The organism is Pantoea sp. S62 (genome assembly GCF_016658625.1).
In the GTDB taxonomy this organism is placed as follows: domain Bacteria; phylum Pseudomonadota; class Gammaproteobacteria; order Enterobacterales; family Enterobacteriaceae; genus Pantoea; species Pantoea vagans.
In genome coordinates, this window is sequence record NZ_JACVVI010000001.1 from 149,327 (window position 1) to 169,980 (window position 20,654).

A 20,654-nucleotide genomic window follows, 5' to 3' on the forward strand; every position below is an offset into this window, starting at 1 on the left:
CGGTGAGGCGTTCCGGAGAATAACGGCATGGCGCTGTTACAGCGTATTATCATTGTTGATGATGAACGCGCGGTCCGCAGTGGACTGAGCAACTTGTTGCACTCAGACGGCTACCCGACGCGCTTATATGAGTCCGGTGAAGCACTCCTGAGCGATGACGATGCCCTTTCAGAGGCGGGCATGCTGATCATTGATGTCGGACTCAAGGGCATGTCCGGCTTTGAGCTGTTTGTTCTCCTGAAACAGCAGACAGAACTGCCCCCGGTTATTTTTATTTCGGCAGACCTGGATGACACTACCCTGTGGTATGCCATCGCCCTGGGTGCAGTCACGTTTTTGCGAAAGCCCATTGATGTTGATTCGCTGCTGACACTGATCCGTTGCGAGTTATCCAGGGGAGAAGCCCGCTGATGAGCATGCTTTCGGTTAATGTCCAGGAAAGTGACGACGCAGGGATCGCGATTGACCATTTCGACACGCTGACGCCGCTGGCGCAGGATGGCTGTCTGCTCTGGATGCTGGCGCGCTGTCAGTCTGGTGAATCCATAATTATCGCCACCAGTCAAAGTGACGACGTCACCTTTCAGGCGACGCAGCGGCTCAAAAATGAGCGTGCGCTGGCAGGCTATCTTTCACCGCGCTGGGCAATCACCGCGAGCGGCACCACCCGTTATCACAATCGTTATGCCCTGATTTATCCTTCGTTTCCGTTTCGAACGCTGGCTCACAATCTCGCCACGCCACCTGAACACATCGCTGACTTTCTGCAGGTTGCGTTGCAGCTTTGCTACACGCTCGGTCAGGCGCATCATCAGGGCATCGTGCATGGCGATATCAAGCCGGGCCACTTTTTTGTGACTGACGAGGGGCGCTTTCGCCTGGGCGGGTTTGGACTGGCCTCGCTGGCCGCGCAGTCGGCGGACAAAACCAGTCTGCGCGCTTCAGGCGGTACGCTGGCCTATATGTCTCCTGAGCATACCGGCCGCACGCCGCATCCGGTCAGCAGCCTCAGCGATCTCTATAGCCTGGGTGTCGTGCTGTATGAGTACCTGACCGGCAGACTGCCATTTGGCTCACCCGACGCGGGTGAAGCAGAGTGGATTCATCATCACATTGCTACCGCACCCCGGCCCGCCGATCAGGTCAGAGACGATGTGCCGCCGATGCTCTCGGTGATTCTGTTGCGTCTGCTGGCAAAGTCGCCCGCAGAGGGATATCAGACCGTGCAGGGACTGATGGCCGATCTGCGCCGCTGTCAGGCGACCCTCACTGCCGAAAATACCATTGCGCCGTTTACGCCCGGTCTGCAGGAGCGGTTCAGCAGCAGTTTCCGCCCCGAGATGCTGTTCACGCAGCATCCACAGGCGCGCGCATTACTGACCACGCTTGAGGCGGTCAACCGCAGCGGCACGCAGAGTCTGGTGATGCTGAGCGGGGCACCCGGTTCCGGGAAATCTGCCATCATCGCCTCTGCACTGAAAAACCTGCAGCACCGACAGATTCTGCTGGCCGCCAGCAAGGCCGATCAGCATTCGCCAGCCGCCCCCTATGCCGCAATCGCCTCCGCGTTTCGTACGGTCACGCTCTATCTGCTGGGTTTGTCAGCCCCGGAAGTCAGCAAATGGCGGGGGCGACTGCTGCGGTTACTGGGCGGATATACCGATTTAGCCATTGAGCTGGTGCCTGAATTAAAACAGCTGCTGAATATCCGGACACTGCCGCCCGTGGTACGCCACGCCACGGACGCCCGCGAGCAGTTTAACCAGATGGCGTGTGCGCTGATTGAGGCTTTTGCCACGCCGGGTCGCCCGCTGGTGATGCTGATTGATGATGTTCACTGGGCAGATAATGCCACGCTGCAACTGCTGGAAACGCTGATCACTCGAAGTGAACATCTGCCTTTTATGCTGGTGCTCGCTTTCCGGGAGGGCGAATCGATGCCCTGTCCGATGATTGCCGGTTTTCTGCTGCGGATCAGAGAATCCGCGGCGCGGCTTGTGGCGCTGACGCCGCAACCGCTCAGCGTGAAAAGCATTGGCCGCTGGCTGGCGGGGAGGCTGCATACCCGTCCCGGTGGCCATCGCGAACTGGCACAGATTATTTTTGACAAAAGCGGTGGTAATCCGCTCTCTGTGCAGGAGTTCTTTCGTCAGGCGGTGGACGATGGAGTCATCTACTTTCGTCAGAATCCGCTTAAATGGTATTACGACAGCCAGGCACTGATTGCGCGTCAGTACACCGACAACGTGGCAACGCTGGTGCTGAATCAGCTGGTACGGATGCCGGAGATAACACGGCAGTTGCTGGGCGATCTGGCCTGCCTGGGCGCCAGCGGCGAACTCTCCCTGATAAGTCATATCAGCGGGACGCCTGTTACACGGCTTCAGCAGCAGCTTGAACCTGCTGTCAGTGGCCGTTTTATCACCCTGACGGGCGGCAACTACGCCTTTACCCACGATCGGGTTCACAACGCGGCATTTTTACTGCCCGACCGCCGACAGCAACAGCATCTTCACCAGCAGGCGGCGGCCTGGCTGTCAGATGCGGTGATGACGGCGGATAACAGTGAAACACTGTTCCGGGCGGTTTATCACATTGGCATGATTGCTGAACTACCGCTGAGTGTCGCAGAGCGTGAGCGGTATTATCCGCTCTGTCTGCGCGCTGCACAGGGGGCTAAGCGTGCCGGGGACTACCTCTCGGCTCTGCGCTATCTGCGCACCGCCCAGCGGCTTAGCCAGCGGATGGTGACCGGTAATGACTTTATGCTGGGTCTGGATGAGGCGGAGTGCGAGTTTCTGCACGGTAATCTCAGCAACGCACAATCGCTCTGCACCCGACTGCTGCGTGAGCCTGGCACACTCAGTGAAAAATCCAGGGCTGCCTGTCTCTCCGCTGAAATTCATATGCGCCAGTCTGACAATCATCTGGCGCTGGAAACCGCACTCGCCTGGCTGGCGGTCTTTGGTGAGCATTTCAACCGCAATCCGGAAGACGCAGAGATCGACGCCGCCTGGCTATCGCTCAGGACGCGCATTGGCGATTCCCCGCAAGCGGCTTTTTCATGGCTGCCACTGAACAATAATGCCGAAACGGAGTCGGTGCTGAACCTGATGGCCAGCACCATTTTTGTTTCCGCCTACGACTGCCCACAGCTGCATCTGATGCTGGTCTGCCGGATGCTGGAGATGACGCTGGACCAGGGCATGACAGGGGCTTCTGCGTTTGGTCTCGCCTGGTTCAGCGTACTGACTGGCGACCGCTATCAGGCCTGGCAGTTTAGCTATGCCTGTGGCCGTGTGGCGCGAGAGCTGGTGGAAGAGCATAACTTTATCCGCTACAAAGCACGCACGCTGCTGCCACTGGATCAGGTGGGGATCTGGACACAGCCGCTGGATGTCGCCGTGGAGTGTGCCCGCGAAAGTTTTCGCGTGGCGGTGATGCATGGCGACCGCTCTTTTGCCTGCCTCTCGCTGCGTCATCAGATCATGAATACGCTGACACGCGGCGATCACCTTGAGTCGGTGCTGACCTCCATTGAGCGTGGTCTCGCGTTTACCCGCAAATCCTATTATCCCGATGTCGAGAACGTGCTGGTGATGCAGAAGCAACTGGTGATGCAACTGCGTAACAGTAATGGATTCAGGGCAGAGGATCGTGTCACCTCTTTGCCGCTGGTGGCGGGCAGTGAGCCGGGGCCGATATCCGGCCCTAAAGCGATGGTGCGGTTCTGGGCCGGTCTCTATCGGGGAATGGCGCATTTCTTCGCGGCTGAATACCGGGAGGCGCTGCGCTGTTTTGAGGCGGTTCGTCCGCTGATTAGCGCAGTGCCCGCTTATATCTATCTGATGGATTTTCATTTCTACAGCGCATTGTCACTGAGTCACCAGCCTGAAGCGGCTGACAGCAACGCGCTGCGCGGCCATCTCGATAAATTTGCTGACTGGGCTGACCTCAACCCCGGTCTGTTTGCAGACAAATATGCTCTGCTCAGAGCCGAGTGCGCGCGTCTTGATGGCAACACGGGCGAAGCGCTGCAGCAGTATGAACGGGCCATCCGTCTCTCCAGACAGGCGGGGTATCTGCACATTCATGCGCTGGCGAATCAGCTGGCAGGCCGCTGTTATAAGGCTTTGCAGCTGGATATCGCAGCAGATGCGTATATTAAGGCCGCAACAGGAAGCTGGGAGAACTGGGGGGCGCAGGCGATGGTGCGTCAGCTGGAGCAGCGCTATCCGCATCTGTCTGCGCCGCTGCAAAACAGCGCGCTGGCGACGATCCCGTTTACTCAGGATGCTGCGTTTTATGACATGGAGAGCGTGCTGACCGCCGTGCGCGCCCTGACGGAGGAGATCAACCTTGATCGGTTGATACATACCCTGATGCGCATGCTGCTGGAACGGGCCGGTGCTCAGCGCTGTCGGCTCATCCGGATTCTGGATGGCAATCTGCCGGAGACGCAGGCCTGGGCAGAGAGCATGGCAGAGGGGGTACGGGTGCAGATTGTCAAAGAGCGGCCTCTCGCCACCGACCTGCCTTTATCCGTGCTGTCAGCGGTGATCCGTACCGGTCAGGAGATACGCACCGGCAAGCCGGAGGCGTTCAGTCCCTTCAGCCAGGATCCCTATCTGGTGGCTTCGGGCGCAGCGGTGTTGTGTGTCCCGATGTTCAGGCAGGCCAACATGGTCGGGGTGCTCTATCTGGAGAATCGCCTGATGCCCGACGCGTTTACAGCTGAGCACTCCCACATCGTGAAAACCCTGAGTGCGCAGGCGGCCGTATCCCTGGAAAACGCACGGCTCTACGCGGAGCTGCTTGAGGAGAACACGCATCGGCGGCGGGTTGAGAAGCAGCTGCGAGCCAGCAAAACCTCGCTGATGCTCGGCGAGAAGATCAGCCATACCGGTACCTGGCGCTGGGAAGTGACAGAGGACATGATGATGGTCTCTGAAGAATATGGCCGTATTCTTGGCCTGCCAGCTGAACAAAAAGGGCTGTCGATGGCAGATTTTCTGACTCGCGTTCATCCCGATGATCACGCGTGCATCAGTGAACTGGTCACGCTTAGCGTCAGCCAGGGGCATAGTATGCAGGCTGAGTTCCGTGTGCTCCGGCCGGATGGGGAATGCCGCTATATCAAGGGTATCGGCGAACCAGTGGACAATTTCCCCGAGGTGAAAGAGTATTTCGGCACCATTTCGGATATCACTTTACAGCGCCAGGCAGAAGATACCGCGCGTATGGCCCAGGCGGATCTGGCTCGGGTCACACGGGCCACCACCGTCGGGCAGCTGACTGCTTCCATCGCCCACGAAATTAACCAGCCGCTGATGTCAATTGTGGCAAACGCCGGTGCCAGCCTGCGCTGGTTAAAGCGTGAACCGTTGATGCTGGAAAATGCCAGCAGCAGTCTGAACGAGATTATTAAAGAGGGTAAACGTGCCGGAGAGATTATTCGTGGTCTGCAGGCGCTGACCCGCAATCATGAACCGAGCTTTGCGCCGGAAAACCTGCATCTGATCGCCCGTGATATTCTGGCGCTCTCCCGGATCGAGCTGGAACGGCGGGGCATTTCACTGGAACTGAAACTCAAAGCGGCCAGGGCAGATATTTTCTGCGACCGCGTTCAGATTCAGCAGGTGCTGCTCAATCTGGTCATCAACGCTATCGATGCCATGTCCGATGATTTACCGCGCGCGGCCCTGCTGCGCCTCACCTCCGAGAATCCTACGGCTGACACGCTGCGATTTGAGGTGCTGGATAGCGGTTGCGGATTGCGTGATGGCGTGCGTGAACGGATCTTTGAGTCGTTCTACACCACCAAGAAAAGCGGCATGGGTATGGGATTAACCATCAGTAAAGGGATCATCAAAAAGCATTGCGGAGAGTTAGGCGCCGAGAACCGGCCAGAAGGCGGCAGCCGCTTCTGGTTTACGCTGCCACTGGAATAAGCGTGCGGGCCAGCTTCAGGTGCTGGCCTTAACGACGGCGGGTATGGTCAATATTGAGCCGCTCAGCTGCACGGACCAGATCGGTCAGCGAGCGCGCATTCATCTTCTCCATCACCCGCCGCTTGTGGACTTTAGCCGTAATCTCACTGACGCCCATTTCGGCGGCAATCTGCTTATTCAGCAGGCCACTGATCGCCAGCAGCATCACCTCGCTTTCACGCGGCGTCAGGGTCTGGTGCCGCTGGAATATCTCTCGCCGCTCCTCAGAGGATGCCATATTCTGTTCTGCGATGCGCAACGCTTCCGCTACCGCCTGCAACATACGATCGGGATCTACCGGTTTAGTCAGAAATTCATAAGCGCCGGTTTTCATCGCCCGCACCGTGACCGGAATGGTCCCGAAGCCGGTTAAAAAGATAGTGGGGATCGTGTAACCGCGATCGAGCAACGCCTGAGCAACATCGAATCCATCTGCGCCGGGCAGATGGATATCCAGAATCAGGCAACAGGGAAGGGGAGTGATAGTATGAGTCAGGAAATCATCTGCCGATGAAAAAGAGATAACCGTGTAATCGTCGGCGGTGAGCAGATTACGCAATGCTGAAGTCACAGCAGTGTCGTCGTCAACAATATATACAATGGGGTTCATAGGGACCTCATTCCAGCCAGAGTTTTACTGATAATTAAATTAAACATGACGCGTCAAGAGGCCCTGAACAGTGAGCATCCGGCAGGGTTATCAGGATATTACCATAACAGTTATCATTATCATCTTATAATTAACAGCATGTTAATAATAAGATAAATTACTGATAGATATGATTAAATCGTGAGCGTTATTCTTTGGGCTGAGCGTCGTTTTTCCGATCTGATGGTTATTGGGCTGTAATCAGAGCGTCCTGTTTGTGCAATCAACGGAGCTCTCAATTGCGGCCAGCAGAATAGCGATCGCTATTCGCTGAAATAGTCCATAAACTGCACACCGAATTAAATACTCCACGCTTTTATGATGCCGTAATAAGTTCGTGCCAGTGCGTCATTCATCTCTGGAATAAGCGGCACGGTAACGGGCAATCAGTGGTTAACTTACTCCGGCACTAAGCAGTGCTGCGATGTCCGCGTCATACAAAAAAAGGGTTGCTGCCCACACGTGATAGTTACAACATACATAAATAGATTTATTAAACCCGACGATTAGCAGCCGGATGTTCATTGCTTAGCAGCATAAGAGTTCTTTTTTGTCGTTCCCACCAGGCAGTCGTAAAAACCCCTGATTTCATCCGGTAAGAAGTCATTACATTTTAAAAAAGCCTTAACTGTCAGCGATTAACCTCAATAAGCGTAGCGGTATTCATGGCGCGGCTGATAATACTCACTACGCTTGGAAGACAACCCTTTCATTTCGGGGATATTTTTTCCAGCCCAGCGCTATCCGCCATGTCGTCATGAGGCTCATATGAGTGAAAATTACTGCACCATTGTTTTCAATGGTGAACGGCTAGAAGGGTTAGCTGATCAACCGCTTATCGATTTTCTGGATGCTCAGGGGAAAAAACTGCCTCATGTCTGTTATCACCCGGCGTTAACGCCGCTGCAAAGCTGTGATGTCTGTTGGGTCGATGCCAATGGCGAGCGGGTTCGCGGCTGCACGCTTCGTACTGAAGAGGGTCTGACGGTCCGGAGCGAGGGCAGTGCGCTGAAAGCCGCGCAGCAGGAGGGCATGGATCGACTGCTTAACCGTCATGAGCTTTACTGCACCGTCTGCGAACACAATACCGGTGACTGTACGCTACATAACGCCGTAGCCGATATGCACATACCGATTCAGTACTATCCTCATCAGCCCAAGCCTTACGCGAAAGATCACTCCAATCCGTTTTACACCTACGACCCTGACCAGTGCATCTTATGCGGTCGCTGTGTCGAGGCATGCCAGAATGTCGAGGTCAACGAGACGCTCTCTATTGACTACACTCAAGCGCACCCACGCGTGTTGTGGGATGGCGGCACAGAAATTGCCGGTTCCAGCTGCGTCAGCTGTGGGCACTGCGTTACGGTCTGCCCGTGCAATGCACTGCTGGAAAAAACCATGCAGCCCGATGCGGGACCGTTTACCGCCATGGATGAAGGGCTGAAGCGTCCGCTTATCGACTTTGTGAAAACGCTGGAAAACAGTATCGGCATGGAGCCAATTACCGGCGTGTCAAAAATTGACGTGGCGCTGCGTCAGTCTGAAATCAAACGCACCAAAACGGTCTGCACCTACTGCGGTGTGGGCTGCAGCTTTGAAATCTGGACCCGCGATCGCCATATCCTGAAAGTACAGCCGGTTGCCGAAGCGCCAGCCAATGGCATCTCCACCTGTGTTAAAGGCAAATTTGGCTGGGATTTCGTCAACAGTCCGGAACGCCTGACAACGCCGCTGATTCGCGAAAATGGCCGCTTCCGGCCTGCCAGCTGGGATGAGGCATTACAGCGGGTTGCTGATGGATTACGTGGCGTTGCGCAGAACTATGGCGGTGACGCGATAGGCTTTATCGGCTCCAGCAAGGCGAGTAATGAAGAAGCCTATCTGACCCAGAAAATCGCCCGCTTAATCTTCGGCACAAACAATGTCGATAACTCTTCCCGCTATTGTCAGAACCCGGCCACAGAAGGGCTGTTCCGCACCGTGGGCTACGGCGGTGATGCCGGAACGATTGAGGATCTGCAGCAGACCGATTTGATTGTGCTGGTTGGCAGCAATCTCTCCGAGAACCATCCGGTTATCGCTTCGCACATCAAACAGAGCCATAAACATCAACGCCAGAAACTGCTGGTTGTCGATCCGCGCCGTCACGAAATGGCGGAACGGGCTGACTGCTATCTGCGCATCCGGCCTGGCACCGATCTCGTCTGGGCCTCGGCGATGGCGAAATATATGTTCGATCACGGTTATGCCGATGACGCGTTTCTGGCACAGCGGGTTAATCAGGTTGAAGAGTACCGCGCCTCACTCGATGCCTTTACGCTCCACTATGCCAGCGAGATCTGCGGCCTGAGCGAAGCCGAACTCACAGAGGCGGCGGAGATGATCGGCCAGGCAGGCAGCGCCTGTATCTTGTGGGCGATGGGGATTACCCAGCACAGCCACGGGGCCGACACCAGCACGGCGCTGTCGAACCTGCTGCTGGTCACCGGCAACTATGGCCGGCCTGGCACTGGCGGCTACCCGATGCGCGGACACAACAACGTGCAGGGTGCCAGCGACTTCGGCTGCCTGAGCAACCTCTATCCCGGCTATGAAAAAGTCACTGACGACGCGGTGCGGGAAAAATGGGCGCGTGCATGGGGCGTGGCTCCTGATGCACTCTCTGACAAGCCCGGCGCGGATAACTTCAAAATGGTGCAGGAGGCGGGAGAAGGCAAAATCCGCGCAATGTACATCACCGGCGAAGAGACCGCGTTTGCCGATGCTGATTCAGATAATGTGCATGCCGCCTTCAGCAGGCTGGAGTTTATGGTGGTTCAGGACATCTTCATGTCACGTACGGCTGAATTTGCCGATGTGGTATTGCCCGGTGCGCCCAGCGTGGAGAAAGAGGGCACGTTTGTGAACACCGAGCGGCGAATTCAGCACTTCTCGCCTGCCATGAAACCCCTGGGCGACTGTCGTCCAGACTGGCAGATCTTCACCGATCTTGCCGCGCGCCTCGGTCACCCGTGGCATTACCCGAATCCGGGCGCGATCATGGCGGAAGCAGCGGGTATTGCGGATATTTTCGCTGGCGTCAGCTATGAGCAACTGGTCGGCTGGCAGTCGCAGCTCTGGCCGGTCAATGCTGCAGGTGAAAGCACGCCGCGTCTCTACACGGAACGGTTCAATTTCGCGGATGGCAAAGCCCGGCTTTATCCGCTGAGCTGGCAGCCGCCTGCCGAGCTGGAGGATGCAGAGTACAATCTGCTGCTGAATAACGGCAGGATGCTGGAGCATTTCCAGTCGATGAACCAGACCGGGCAGGGTGGCCGCATGATGTCGCTGTCGCCTAATGCCTTTGTTGAGATCTCACCGGAACTGGCTGCCTCGCGCGCGCTGACCGAAGGAGAGTGGGTGCGCATTACCTCAAGGCGCGGCTCGATGGATGTCCCGGTTGTTATCACCGGGCGTGTAGCGGGTAACGTGCTGTTTATGCCGATTCATCATGGTAAGGATGGCGTCAACGCACTCACCGGCGAACATCACGATCCCGACGTCAACACACCGGCTTATAAAGAGCTTGCCGTGAACATGAAGCGAATCGAACGGCGGACGCAGCCCAATCCGCTGCCGTTACACAACTTCCGCCACGGCAGTCGAACCCCACTGGATCACCTGCCGATTGAACAAAAATGGCAGCAGGCAGGCTACCGTGAACCGCCTGAACACGTCGAAAAACCGGAGAAATTTTAATGGCAGAACGGATGAAATATCAGGTCACGCCGACACGCACCGAGCCGACCGCCCGCGAGGAGATGGATGATCTGCTTGAAAATCTCCACCAGCATGGCTTTTTGCGGCTGGCGAACGATCTGGTTAAGTCAAACAGTGAGGTGGGGAAAATTCTGGTCTCAGGTCTTAACCAGCCCGGCACCCAGAACGCGCTTCAGAACCTTTCGCTGCTGATGATGACGCTGGGCAGCGTGCCACCAGAGCGATTTAATCATCTGCTGCTGGCGGTTCGTGATGCCGCGATGGCGGTCAAACCGGCGCGCGAAGAGGCGCGTCAGGACAAAGCCGCGCCGGGCATCCGCGGCATTATCCGGTTACTTAATGACGAGGATCTCTGGCGTGGGCTGCGGCCGATCTTCGCCGCGCTGGAGGTCTTCTCACAGCAGATTGACCGTGAAGAGCAGAAGCCGATTACCCGCTTCAGTGGTAAGCCCACCCGCGAGTAACTCAGACTGCGATCGTTCAGGATTGTGTGGGAGTGTAGATCAGATGACCGGCTACACCGCCTGCGCCGCCATCTTTAGGGTGGTTGATGCCATCGGAAACCGGCACATCGGTGAAGTCAAAAGGTGAAACACCTTCTAAGCAGGCGACGTTCACGCCAAACTGATCGGGCTGCGAGCGGCTCTGGTGAAAGGTATAAATGCCGCAGACGGAGCAGAAGTAGTGGCCCACCTCTTTGCTGTTAAAGCGATACTCTGTCAGCTGTGCTTCACCCTGCGTCAGCTCGACCTTTGTCGCAAATACTACCACCGCGCCGCGCATCCGGCAAAACGAGCAGTTGCAGCGGCGCACGGTGTTGAATCCATCCTTCAGCGTTACCCGGTATGCCACTGCGCCGCAGTGGCATTGCGCTGTCATTTCAGTTTGCATCGCGATCTCCTTTGTCAGTTAACCTGCCAGCTTTCAGCCTACGCCAAAGCAGATGGTTTGGCAGCATCAGAGTCCGGGTTATCACCCATTCAGGCAGTTCGAACCGTGCCTGTTTTTTAAATCAGACAACAGTCCGCAGCTCTCCATCGCCCCTGGCTCAGACGGTGATAAGCGCGATCTCTTCAGCCGCAAAGGCATCAAGCAGGGTTTTATCGAGCTTCTCTTCCACCACCAGCGTTGAAATGTCACGGCATTTCGCCACGCTGAACCGCGCCACAGCGGGGATTTTATCCGCGGTCAGCCCGACAATAACCTGATTGCTCTGGGCCATGGCGACTTTCTTGAATTCACAATCCGCATAGTTAAAACCGGTCAGCCCGGCTTCAGGACTCATGGCGCAGCCGCCAATAAACGCCTGATCGAAAAGTATCTCCTGAATCTGGTTAATCGCGGTTTGCCCGACTGCGCCGCCGGTACTCTTTTGTATCTGCCCGCCCAGCATGATCACCTCTGCGACAGGATGATTGATCAACAGCGCGGCGATATCGGGCGCATTGGTGACAACGGTCAGACTCAGCTCAGGCGGAAGCGCCTTTGCCAGCGCCAGATTGGTGGTGCCGGCATCAATAAAGATACAGCTGCTGGCTTTCACCAGACTGGCACAGCGCTGCGCGATCAGGGCTTTTGCTGCGTGATCGTGCTCTTTTCGGCTGACAAACGTGCCTGCATCCGGCAACTGTAAGACTGCGCCGCCATACACTTTTTTGCATAAGCCCTCTTTACTGATTTCATGCAGATCGCGGCGGATCGTGTGCTCAGACACCGCCATCTGCCGGGCCAGGTCCACGCAGACCACACGACCATTCTGCTGCAGGATCTCACGAATCAGGGCTTGTCGCTGCTGCGGGAAAGCTGCATAATCGAGCATGTAAACTCCAGAGTGTTCATAAACGAGCTATAGTGAGCATGATCGTTCAGTTATCGGCAGGGTGTCAATAGCGGCTAATCGATACGCTTACTTTGTCTCTCCAGCATTTACTTAAGGATCGTAATGGCTAATAACGTCTCATCCGCTCAGGCAACGCGCATCATCTTTTTACTGGCCGGATTTATTACTGCGACCTGGGCCGTGATTGTGCCTTTCGCGCGTGCTAATACCGGCGTTAATGAAGCACAACTGGGCACGTTACTGCTCTGTCTGGGCGTCGGTGCCTTGATCGCAATGCCGGTGACGGGCTGGCTGACCAGCCGCTTTGGCTGCCGCCGGGTGATCCTGGTTGCCGTTGCGCTGATCGTTATCAGCGCCCCCTGGCTGGCGGTGCTTAGCGATCCGCTGCTGCTGGCGCTGGCATTACTGATTTTTGGCATCGGCATCGGGGTGACCGACTGCGCCATGAACATTCAGGCGATCCTGGTGGAAAAGCAGGCTGCGAAACCGGTGATGTCCGGATTTCACGGCATGTACAGCGTGGGCGGCATTGCGGGTGCTGGCTTTATGACGCTGCTGCTGGCGATGGGTTTTAGCGTGCTGACCGGCTGCTTACTCGCGGTAGCGGCGGTGATTATCATGACGCTGGTCAGCGTATCGGGTTTACTGACTTACGCCAATCCCGCTGAAGGCCCGGTGTTTGCAGTTCCGCGTGGCAGCGTACTGATTATCGGCATCATCTGCTTTGCCGTCTTCCTGACCGAAGGAACCGTGCTGGACTGGAGTGCGGTCTATCTGACCGACGTCCGGGCCATTCCGGTCTCACTGGGCGGGCTGGGTTATACCTGCTTTGCTGTGGCGATGACGGTGGCGCGCCTGACCGGCGATCGCATCATCTCGTCGCTGGGTCGTCTGCCTGTGGTGCTGGGTGGTGCACTGGTTGCCGCAGCAGGCATGGCGATGGTGACCTTTATCGCCTTCTGGCCGCTGTCACTATTGGGTTACACCCTGGTCGGTGCAGGCTGCGCCAATATCGTGCCGGTGATGTTTTCTGCTGCCGGACGTCAGACGGTGATGCCGCAGGCGGTCGCCATACCGGCTATTACCACGCTCGGCTATCTGGGCGTGCTGAGCGGACCCGCCGTCATTGGCTACGTGGCGCATTACACGCATCTGGGTTTCTCATTTTCACTGATCATGGCGCTGATGCTGGTCGTTGGCGCGGTTTCTCTAACCCTTAACCTGGGCCACAACACGGCAAAGGAAAACAGATGAAAATCGCCCACGTCGCACTCTGGACACGTCACCTTGAGGTACAGCAGCAATTCTGGCGCGAGTGGTTTAACGCGGAGAGCAATGCGCGCTATCAAAGCCGGAACCGTCCCGGCTTCGCCTCCTTCTTTATGCAACTGGAGCAGGGCGCAACCATTGAACTGATGACCCTGCCCGATTTGGCAGAGGGACAGCCGGGCAGGGAAGTCACTGGCTGGGCACACATAGCAATAAGCGTCGGTGATGAGCTGCAGGTCGATATGCTGGCTGTCAGGGCAGCAGAAGCGGGAATTTTGGTTGCGGCACCGCGCCGCACGGGTGACGGCTATTATGAAGCGATTATTCGCGATCCGGATGGAAACCTGATTGAGCTGGTTGCAGAGTAATTAAAAAGCCATCAGGCGCCCAGCCGGACCCAGCGGCGTCCTGCCAGCACCGTCAGCACCACAATGGTAATGCCTGCCGCAAGATGCATGGAAAAATCGAGCATATGCAGATGGGTGTCATGGCACAGCGACAGCAACATCGATGAGGTAAACGCACTGCCACAGCCGCTCAGCGCCAGGCTGCGCGCGGGATAGAGCGAACGGGTGCGTTTCAGGGCGATGACGGACATCAGCATCATCGGTACGCTGGCCGACAGCATAAACAGATAGCAGTGTATCCCTTCACCAAAGCGGCTCGCGCCCGCATGTGGGGTCTCAGATGACATGTTAATCAGATTCAGCGCCAGCCACATCAACGCCAGCAGCAGTGGCCAGCGCAGGCTGATGGGTTTTCGTCCTGCGATACTCAGCGTAAAGGCTGCCGCCAGCGTGCTGCCCGCAATAATAAGAGAGAGCAGTACGGCGACAAATGCCAGCCATGCGCCAGGCTGGCTCCAGTCAGTAAACCTGCTGTGAAACGCCCAACTGGTCAGTGCGCCACAAGGCAGGGCGAGCGCGATCCAGCCCGCAACGCGCCAGGCGGTGGGCCAGACACGCTGCACCGGCTGGGCAGACTGGCTGAGCTGATCGATTAACTGGTCATGATTTCTCATTATGACCCCGTCCATATTTTCGAAGATTGACCATTGCGCGATGCAACAGGGATTTAACGGCAGAGAGAGACTGATTGGTTTCAGCGGCTGCCTGCGCCAGGCTCTGCTCGCGCAGATGCACGGATTCGACGATCTCCCGCTGACGTAGCGGAAGGGTGTCCAGATAGCCTGAGAGGATATCGGGATCGGCTGAGGCTTCTGCACTTTCAGCGGGCCGCTGCTGCAGCGCCTCATCATCCTGAACCTCCTGACGACGTCCATGCTGGCGCAGCGCGTCAATCGTTCGGGCAGAAGTAATAGCGGCTACCCACGGCAGAATCGGGCGCTGCGGATCGTAGGTATGCCGCACCCGATGGATTGCCAGCAGCGTATCCTGAATCACATCCTCAACCAGCAACTCATCACCGATTTTTCTGCACACCAGTGCCCGGATGGCCGGAACCATCGCTTTAAGTAACTGGTTATAGGCTGCTCTGTCGCCCGCCTGCGCCCGGGCCATTAAGGCTGGCCAGTGCTGTGCGCGTTGATCAGTGTCTGACATCAGTCATCAGCAGATCAGCACACTGTCGTCGTGTACTGATACCGGAGCAGAAAATCGTTTCATCAATCGTCTCAGGTTTTCTTTCCTTTTCCCGTTGCCTGATCCAGCGCTGAAATCACGATGCCCGGTGTCAGCACCTGCGGGAGGACCACCGGTTTGCCGCCATCAGCCGGGTAGACCACGTAGAGAGGTAATCCACCGCGTCCGAAATCACTCAGCGCCTGTTCAACATCGGGATTGTATTTAGTTGAGTCCGCAACCATGTAAATGGTGCTGGTACGTGCCATCGCCGCTTTTACCGCCTGCGTCGACAGCGACGTGCGATCGTTAACCTGGCAGGTAATACACCAGGACGCGGTAAAGTTCACCAGGATTGGCTTACCCTGACCTTTAATTGCATCGACATTCTGTGGCGACCAGGCCACCGCGGCAGCAGCCGGTGAGGCGGCTTCCGTCTCAGCCGGTGCCGTGGCAAAACTGTTCAGATTCAGTAACGGCACCACGACGAGCGCCAGAAAGAACGCGGTGGCAACATGCAGTACCACATGACGCTGTCCCATCATACGGCGTTTCTGCGCCATGCCATACAGCCAGGCAGCAAAACTAAACAGTAAACAACAGGCCAGAATCGCGGCCAGCGCCGCCGATCCTGCCTGACGTTCCAGTACCCAGATCAGCCAGCCCACCGCTCCCAGCATCGGAAACGCCAGACCCTGTTTTAAAGTGATCATCCAGGCACCGGGCTTTGGCAATATTCTCGCCAGAACCGGGAAGAATGAGATCAGGGTAAAGGGCGCAGCAAAGCCCAGCGCCAGCGATATAAAGATCACCACACTGACCAGCGGAGGCTGGGTCAGCGCATAGCCTACCGCGCTGGCCATAAAGGGCGCGCTGCAGGGGGTGGCGACGATGATGGCCAGTGCCCCGGTCAGGGCTGAACCAACCAGCCCACCGCGATCGCCGCCCACTTCGCCGACCCGCTGGATCGACAGTCCGACTTCAAACAGACCGAGCAGGTTCAGTGCTGAGCCAAGCATCACCAGAATCAGTGCGGCGATAACCAGCGGCGATTGCAGCTGAAATCCCCAGCCCACCGACGCACCGCCCGCCCTGGCCAGCAGCAATACGGCGGTCAGAGCAACCATCGTCACCACGACACCGAGCAAAAAGGCCAGGCCTTCTGCACGGGCGTGTGAGGGCGATTCGTGATGGCGGATCAGGCTCAGTGCTTTCAGTGAGATCACCGGAAACACGCAGGGCATGAGGTTCAGAATAATGCCGCCTAGGAAGGCGGCTGCAATCGCAGTCAGCATGATGTACCTGCTCAGATGATGAAGTTATGCCGGATTGGCCTGGCGATATTTTTTAACGGCATCCAGCGCTTTCTGGATATGCGTATCAGGATTTTTATCGGTGAAGCTCAGCAGGATTTTGCCGTCCGGCGCAATCACATACGAGGTGCGGTCTGAGACTTTCTGACCCTTCATCTCCATTGTGCTCTTATATTCTTCGGCGACTTTGGCACCCGGATCGGCGGCAACGGTAAATTTGTCACGACACTCCAGCTGCGAGAATTTAGCAATCTGATCGGTATTACCGGCGGTGACACCAATGACGGACGCACCCTGTTTTTTGAATTCATCGGTCGCTTCAGCAAAGTCATGCGCTTCGAGCGTACAACCCGCACTGAACGCCGCCGGGAAGAAGTAAAGAACAACCGGGCCTTTCTTCAGCGCCTGCTGTAATGAGAAGGTGGTCGATTTACCCGCCAGCGCGGCGTCGAGTTTAAAATCCGGTGCTTTTTCACCGACCTGTAACGCCGCAAAAGCGGATGTTGCCGGAACACTCAGTGCCAGCAGCGTAGCGACGGCCAGGGTTTTCAGGGTGTTTTTCATTGGCGTGACTCTCTCCATTAACGAGCAGACGGGGTTGTCTGACGTCTCTTTTCTAAGGTTCGTTTAAAACGGAAAAAAGTTGCGCGGTTTTGAAATTTTTTTAACGTTTTTTTAAGAGGACGTTGATCTGGGATTGTCGATTTTGATTGCAAGGCGAGCTGAATCGAGTACAGCTCATGTGTCTGTGACGCACAAAATGCGTCGTGGTTATTCTTTGTTGAACAAAATTTATGTGATTTAACCCGCAATAATGTTGTTAAAAAGCACCGGTTTTCTGGCAGGTGAGCATCGTCACGTTTCTGGTCAGCTTCAGACAGTAGATTCCATTTATGGAATGAAAAAACGATTCAGCAAATGAGGCGGATGATGAAGATTAAACTGGCGTTAACAGTACTGGCGGTTCTGGTTTCAGGTTCAGCAGCGGCGAAAACCTGGGTGCTTACAAGTGCTGAACAGGGCACCGAGCAGGGTAACTGGCAGATTTCCAGCAGTGAGCTGAAGTTCCAGGGCAAACCGTTCAGCATTGAGCAAAAAGTGCTTCATGGTGGCAAGCAGGAAGGCAGTAAAATTATCACCATCCACAGTCAGGATGGCCTGACCATCACACTCAGCCCGACCCGGGGCATGAATTTGCTGCGTGTCGAGGGCTTTGGTTCTCGTATGGGATGGGATTCACCGGTGAAAGAGGTGGTTAATCCCGCTTATATCAACCTTGAAAGCCGCAACGGTCTGGGCTGGCTGGACGGATTTAACGAGATGATGGTGCGCTGTGGCTATGAGTGGACCGGACATCCGGTTACCGATCAGGGCCGGATTTACACGCTGCACGGTAAAGCAGGTAACACGCCGGTTTCGCAGCTGGAAGTTGAAGTGGCTGATGCGGCACCGCATGAAATCCGTATTCGCGGCCTGATTAAAGAGAGCACCTTTAAGAAGACGGATTTGCAGACCATGACCGAGCTGCGCTATGTGCCGGGCAGCAACAGTTTCAGCCTGCATGACGTGTTAACTAATCACGCTGACTATCCGCACGATTATCAGATTATCTATCACAGCAACTTCGGCCAGCCTATTCTGGAAGAGGGCGCACGTTTCCTGGCCCCGATGTCCGGCATCAGCCCGTTCAATGACTATGCAAAAGCCGGGTTAAAGGAGTGGCAGACCTACAAAGCTCCGACCAAAGACTTTGATGAGATGGTATTCAACATCAAGCCACTTTCCGACAGCAATCACCAGACCGTCGCTGCAGTGATTAACAAAGCCGGAAACAGCGGCGCATCGATTCAGTTTGATACCCGTCAGCTGCCGATGCTGACCTTATGGAAAAATACTGACACCCTGAAACAGGGCTACGTGACCGGCATCGAGCCAGGCACCAGTTACGCCTATCCGGTCACCATTGAACGCGAGCAAAAGCGCGTCAAGCAACTGCAACCGGGCGCCAGTACGGCATTTGACCTGACGTACACCTTGCTGCACAGCAGCGAACAGGTGAATGACGTTGAGAAACGCATTAAGACTATCCAGGGTGAAACGAAGATAGATGTAAGCGAGACGCCGATAGCTAAGGAGTAAGTGGCTTAAAACCCCGACAGCAGTCGGGGTTTTTGCTATTAAGTTCAGAACGTTATGTATTTTAGCCACTACGCTAAGCAGACAAATCAGTAGCGGACCGTTAAGCCTGAAGTTGATGAAGAAGTGTTACTCTGAAATACTAACAGTTATTAACTGATAGTAATCCAGCGGGAGCAACAACATGCCAACCAGCGTAGCACTAACACCTTATTTTGAAGCGTTCATCCGTGAACAGATCGAAAGTGGACGATATAACAACACGAGTGAAGTGATCCGTGCCGGTCTGAGAGCACTGGAAGAACGCGAACAACAGAAAGGTCTTTCCAGAAAGATATGGAATGCCTGAGCGATATAATCATGAAGATTAGTTGCGATACATACTCAGCGTTTAAGCAAAAGTGAAAGGGGGAGTTTACTACGCCACTGGACATGAGCTCGATAGCTTATTTAACATAAGATAGATTGTGCGCATTTAAAGTCTTTGATTGGCCGTTTCACGTGATTTGCTGAAAAATCGGCTATGACGCCTCTGGTGCGGCGCTTTTGACCTGAGCCGTTGATTGACAGGCCCGGAGCCAGAAGATATTTTATAACTCATCCGGTATTGAGCAGATATCAGGAATGTTTGAGGGATAAACGATATCGTCAGTATTTATCAGTTCATTCAGACCCCACCAATGATAATTGGCAATGACTGTTTTTTCATTATCGGTCCATCCGCCAGTACTGATATTTTCATCACCTGTTTTAATTAAATAAAATCGCTCATGTGCCAGAACTACCTCACCGCTGGGGAGCGTCATTTCAAAAGTTCTCTCTGTTAGCGGTTGCCCCACCGAATCAACGTTAATACCTGTTTCTTCCCTGAGTTCCCTGAGGGCTGCCTGCTCAAACGTTTCTCCTGTTTCCACGCCTCCACCGGGCGTTGCCCAGTATACTCTGCCTGCCAGCGCATCACTTTCATGCCTGAACCTGAATAATAAAACCTGATTGAGAGCGTTCATGATCAGTAAACGTGCAGATTTACGGGTACGCACTGGACAACTCCTTTTTCACATACGATGTAAGTCAGTGTAACTGATTTAGCATGTCACAATAAAACAGAGTCGAAGCTAAATTAATTACTGCTTTCAGGTTCCAGTTCCGGACCTTTCAAGCCCTCCATCCCATACCAGGTTAGTATTAAGCAAAATTTAACGCCGTATCAATAATTCGCACAGCCCCTTGATAACATAAGATTTTACTCTGGAAGAACGCAGTTTATTCGCTGGCAGCAAAACAGGCCGCATGTTATTAAATTTAAATGTCGTGCTTAATTTCACCTGTCGGGAAATAAAATATGAAAAAGAGCGTATCTCTTACATTACTGTTTTCTCTTACCGCGTTCACCCAGGGTGCCCTGGCCCAGCAGACACTGCGCTTTGGCGTTGATCCGACGTTCCCGCCGTTTGAATCTAAAGCGGCTGATGGGTCGTTACAGGGCTTTGATATTGATATTGGCAACGCCATCTGCGCGCAGGCAAAGGTGAAGTGCCAGTGGGTGCAGATGGGTTTTGACAGCAGCATCCCTGCCCTTCAGGCGAAGAAATTTGACGCCATCCTGTCAGCAATGTCGATGACCGACAAACGTCGTCAGCAGGTGGCATTCAGCGACATGTTGTACAACACCCCGAGTGCCCTACTGGCGCCAGCGGCCAGCAAGCTGACGACCGACGTTGCCTCATTGCGCGGTAAGACGATTGGTGTGGCTCAGGGCACCATCCAGGAAACTTACGCCAAAACCAAATGGGAGTCGCAGGGCGTCAAAATCGTCTCTTATCCTAATCAGATGGAAGTCTACCCGGATCTGGTCGCCGGACGTCTTGATGGCAGCCTGGCGAATGCGGTCTCTGCTGAACAGGGATTCCTCACCACATCGGAAGGCAAGCCGTACGCCATTAAAGGGACGCTGGTAGATAAAGTCATCTTTGGTGATGGTGTCGGTATCGCGTTACGCAAAGGCGATGAGGCAAATCTGAAGATGATCAACACGGCGCTGGCAGAGATCCACAAAAACGGCACCTACGATCAGCTGACCAAAAAATACTTTAAATTTAACGTTTATCCGTGATG

The 20,654-nt window shown here is 55.2% G+C and carries 16 protein-coding genes and 1 pseudogene; 9 read left to right on the forward strand and 8 right to left on the reverse strand.

The genetic code is table 11. The features are described 5' to 3' along the window. Window positions 1-27: 27 nt before the first annotated feature. Together IBT54_RS00685 and IBT54_RS00690 are read left to right on the forward strand one after the other, a co-directional pair. A complete protein-coding gene (locus IBT54_RS00685) occupies window positions 28-411 on the forward strand; it encodes a response regulator transcription factor (protein ID WP_201251307.1) in 384 nt (127 codons plus the stop codon). Next, entirely contained in the window at window positions 411-5,951 is a 5,541-nt protein-coding gene (locus IBT54_RS00690; protein ID WP_201251308.1) for an AAA family ATPase, read from the forward strand. The genes IBT54_RS00685 and IBT54_RS00690 overlap by 1 nt, the downstream gene beginning before the upstream one ends. Before the next feature lie 28 nt (window positions 5,952-5,979). On the opposite strand, the gene IBT54_RS00695 is transcribed toward IBT54_RS00690, so the two are convergent. Then, the gene (locus IBT54_RS00695; protein ID WP_201251309.1) at window positions 5,980-6,600 is read right to left on the reverse strand and encodes a response regulator transcription factor; all 621 of its coding nucleotides are present in this window, start codon (window positions 6,598-6,600) and stop codon (window positions 5,980-5,982) included. 807 nt (window positions 6,601-7,407) lie between these two features. Between IBT54_RS00695 and fdhF the strand changes: the two genes are divergently transcribed. Beyond that, entirely contained in the window at window positions 7,408-10,380 is a 2,973-nt protein-coding gene (gene fdhF / locus IBT54_RS00700; RefSeq protein WP_201251310.1) for a formate dehydrogenase subunit alpha, read from the forward strand. Next, on the forward strand, window positions 10,380-10,865 hold the full coding sequence (locus IBT54_RS00705; RefSeq protein ID WP_201251311.1) for a DUF1641 domain-containing protein: 486 nt from the start codon (window positions 10,380-10,382) through the stop codon (window positions 10,863-10,865). Before fdhF ends, IBT54_RS00705 begins: the two co-directional genes overlap by 1 nt. Before the next feature lie 16 nt (window positions 10,866-10,881). Here IBT54_RS00705 and IBT54_RS00710 read toward each other — a convergent pair whose 3' ends face one another. Continuing rightward, window positions 10,882-11,292: a GFA family protein gene (locus IBT54_RS00710; RefSeq protein WP_013196240.1), complete on the reverse strand. Its 411-nt coding sequence runs from the start codon at window positions 11,290-11,292 to the stop codon at window positions 10,882-10,884. A gap of 157 nt (window positions 11,293-11,449) precedes the next feature. Next, on the reverse strand, window positions 11,450-12,220 hold the full coding sequence (locus IBT54_RS00715) for a DeoR/GlpR family DNA-binding transcription regulator (protein ID WP_201251312.1): 771 nt from the start codon (window positions 12,218-12,220) through the stop codon (window positions 11,450-11,452). A gap of 123 nt (window positions 12,221-12,343) precedes the next feature. Between IBT54_RS00715 and IBT54_RS00720 the strand changes: the two genes are divergently transcribed. Next, entirely contained in the window at window positions 12,344-13,495 is a 1,152-nt protein-coding gene (locus IBT54_RS00720) for an MFS transporter (protein WP_201251313.1), read from the forward strand. Further along, entirely contained in the window at window positions 13,492-13,878 is a 387-nt protein-coding gene (locus IBT54_RS00725; protein WP_033785073.1) for a VOC family protein, read from the forward strand. The genes IBT54_RS00720 and IBT54_RS00725 overlap by 4 nt, the downstream gene beginning before the upstream one ends. Window positions 13,879-13,889: 11 nt before the next feature. Here IBT54_RS00725 and IBT54_RS00730 read toward each other — a convergent pair whose 3' ends face one another. The 4 genes from IBT54_RS00730 to IBT54_RS00745 form a co-directional block, all read right to left on the reverse strand. Continuing rightward, window positions 13,890-14,531, reverse strand: a complete 642-nt coding sequence (locus IBT54_RS00730) for an NrsF family protein (RefSeq protein ID WP_201251314.1) — start codon at window positions 14,529-14,531, stop codon at window positions 13,890-13,892. After that, window positions 14,518-15,072, reverse strand: a complete 555-nt coding sequence (locus tag IBT54_RS00735) for a sigma-70 family RNA polymerase sigma factor (RefSeq protein ID WP_201251315.1) — start codon at window positions 15,070-15,072, stop codon at window positions 14,518-14,520. Before IBT54_RS00735 ends, IBT54_RS00730 begins: the two co-directional genes overlap by 14 nt. 71 nt (window positions 15,073-15,143) lie before the next feature. Continuing rightward, window positions 15,144-16,385, reverse strand: coding sequence for a protein-disulfide reductase DsbD (locus IBT54_RS00740; protein ID WP_201251316.1), 1,242 nt, complete (start codon window positions 16,383-16,385; stop codon window positions 15,144-15,146). A 24-nt stretch (window positions 16,386-16,409) separates the two neighbouring features. Further along, the gene (locus IBT54_RS00745) at window positions 16,410-16,967 is read right to left on the reverse strand and encodes a peroxiredoxin (protein ID WP_201251317.1); all 558 of its coding nucleotides are present in this window, start codon (window positions 16,965-16,967) and stop codon (window positions 16,410-16,412) included. A 366-nt stretch (window positions 16,968-17,333) separates the two neighbouring features. Between IBT54_RS00745 and IBT54_RS00750 the strand changes: the two genes are divergently transcribed. Both IBT54_RS00750 and IBT54_RS00755 read left to right on the forward strand, forming a co-directional pair. Further along, window positions 17,334-18,542: an aldose 1-epimerase family protein gene (locus IBT54_RS00750; protein WP_201251508.1), complete on the forward strand. Its 1,209-nt coding sequence runs from the start codon at window positions 17,334-17,336 to the stop codon at window positions 18,540-18,542. 181 nt (window positions 18,543-18,723) lie between these two features. After that, window positions 18,724-18,855, forward strand: a pseudogene (locus IBT54_RS00755) (type II toxin-antitoxin system ParD family antitoxin); the annotation flags it as partial. Between the two features lie 274 nt (window positions 18,856-19,129). On the opposite strand, the gene IBT54_RS00760 reads toward IBT54_RS00755, so the two are convergent. Further along, window positions 19,130-19,579: an NUDIX domain-containing protein gene (locus IBT54_RS00760; RefSeq protein WP_201251318.1), complete on the reverse strand. Its 450-nt coding sequence runs from the start codon at window positions 19,577-19,579 to the stop codon at window positions 19,130-19,132. A 302-nt stretch (window positions 19,580-19,881) separates the two neighbouring features. Here IBT54_RS00760 and IBT54_RS00765 point away from each other — a divergent pair, with 302 nt between their 5' ends. Continuing rightward, complete coding sequence (locus tag IBT54_RS00765; protein WP_201251319.1) at window positions 19,882-20,652, forward strand: ABC transporter substrate-binding protein; 771 nt, start codon at window positions 19,882-19,884, stop codon at window positions 20,650-20,652. The last annotated feature ends 2 nt before the right edge of the window (window positions 20,653-20,654 follow it).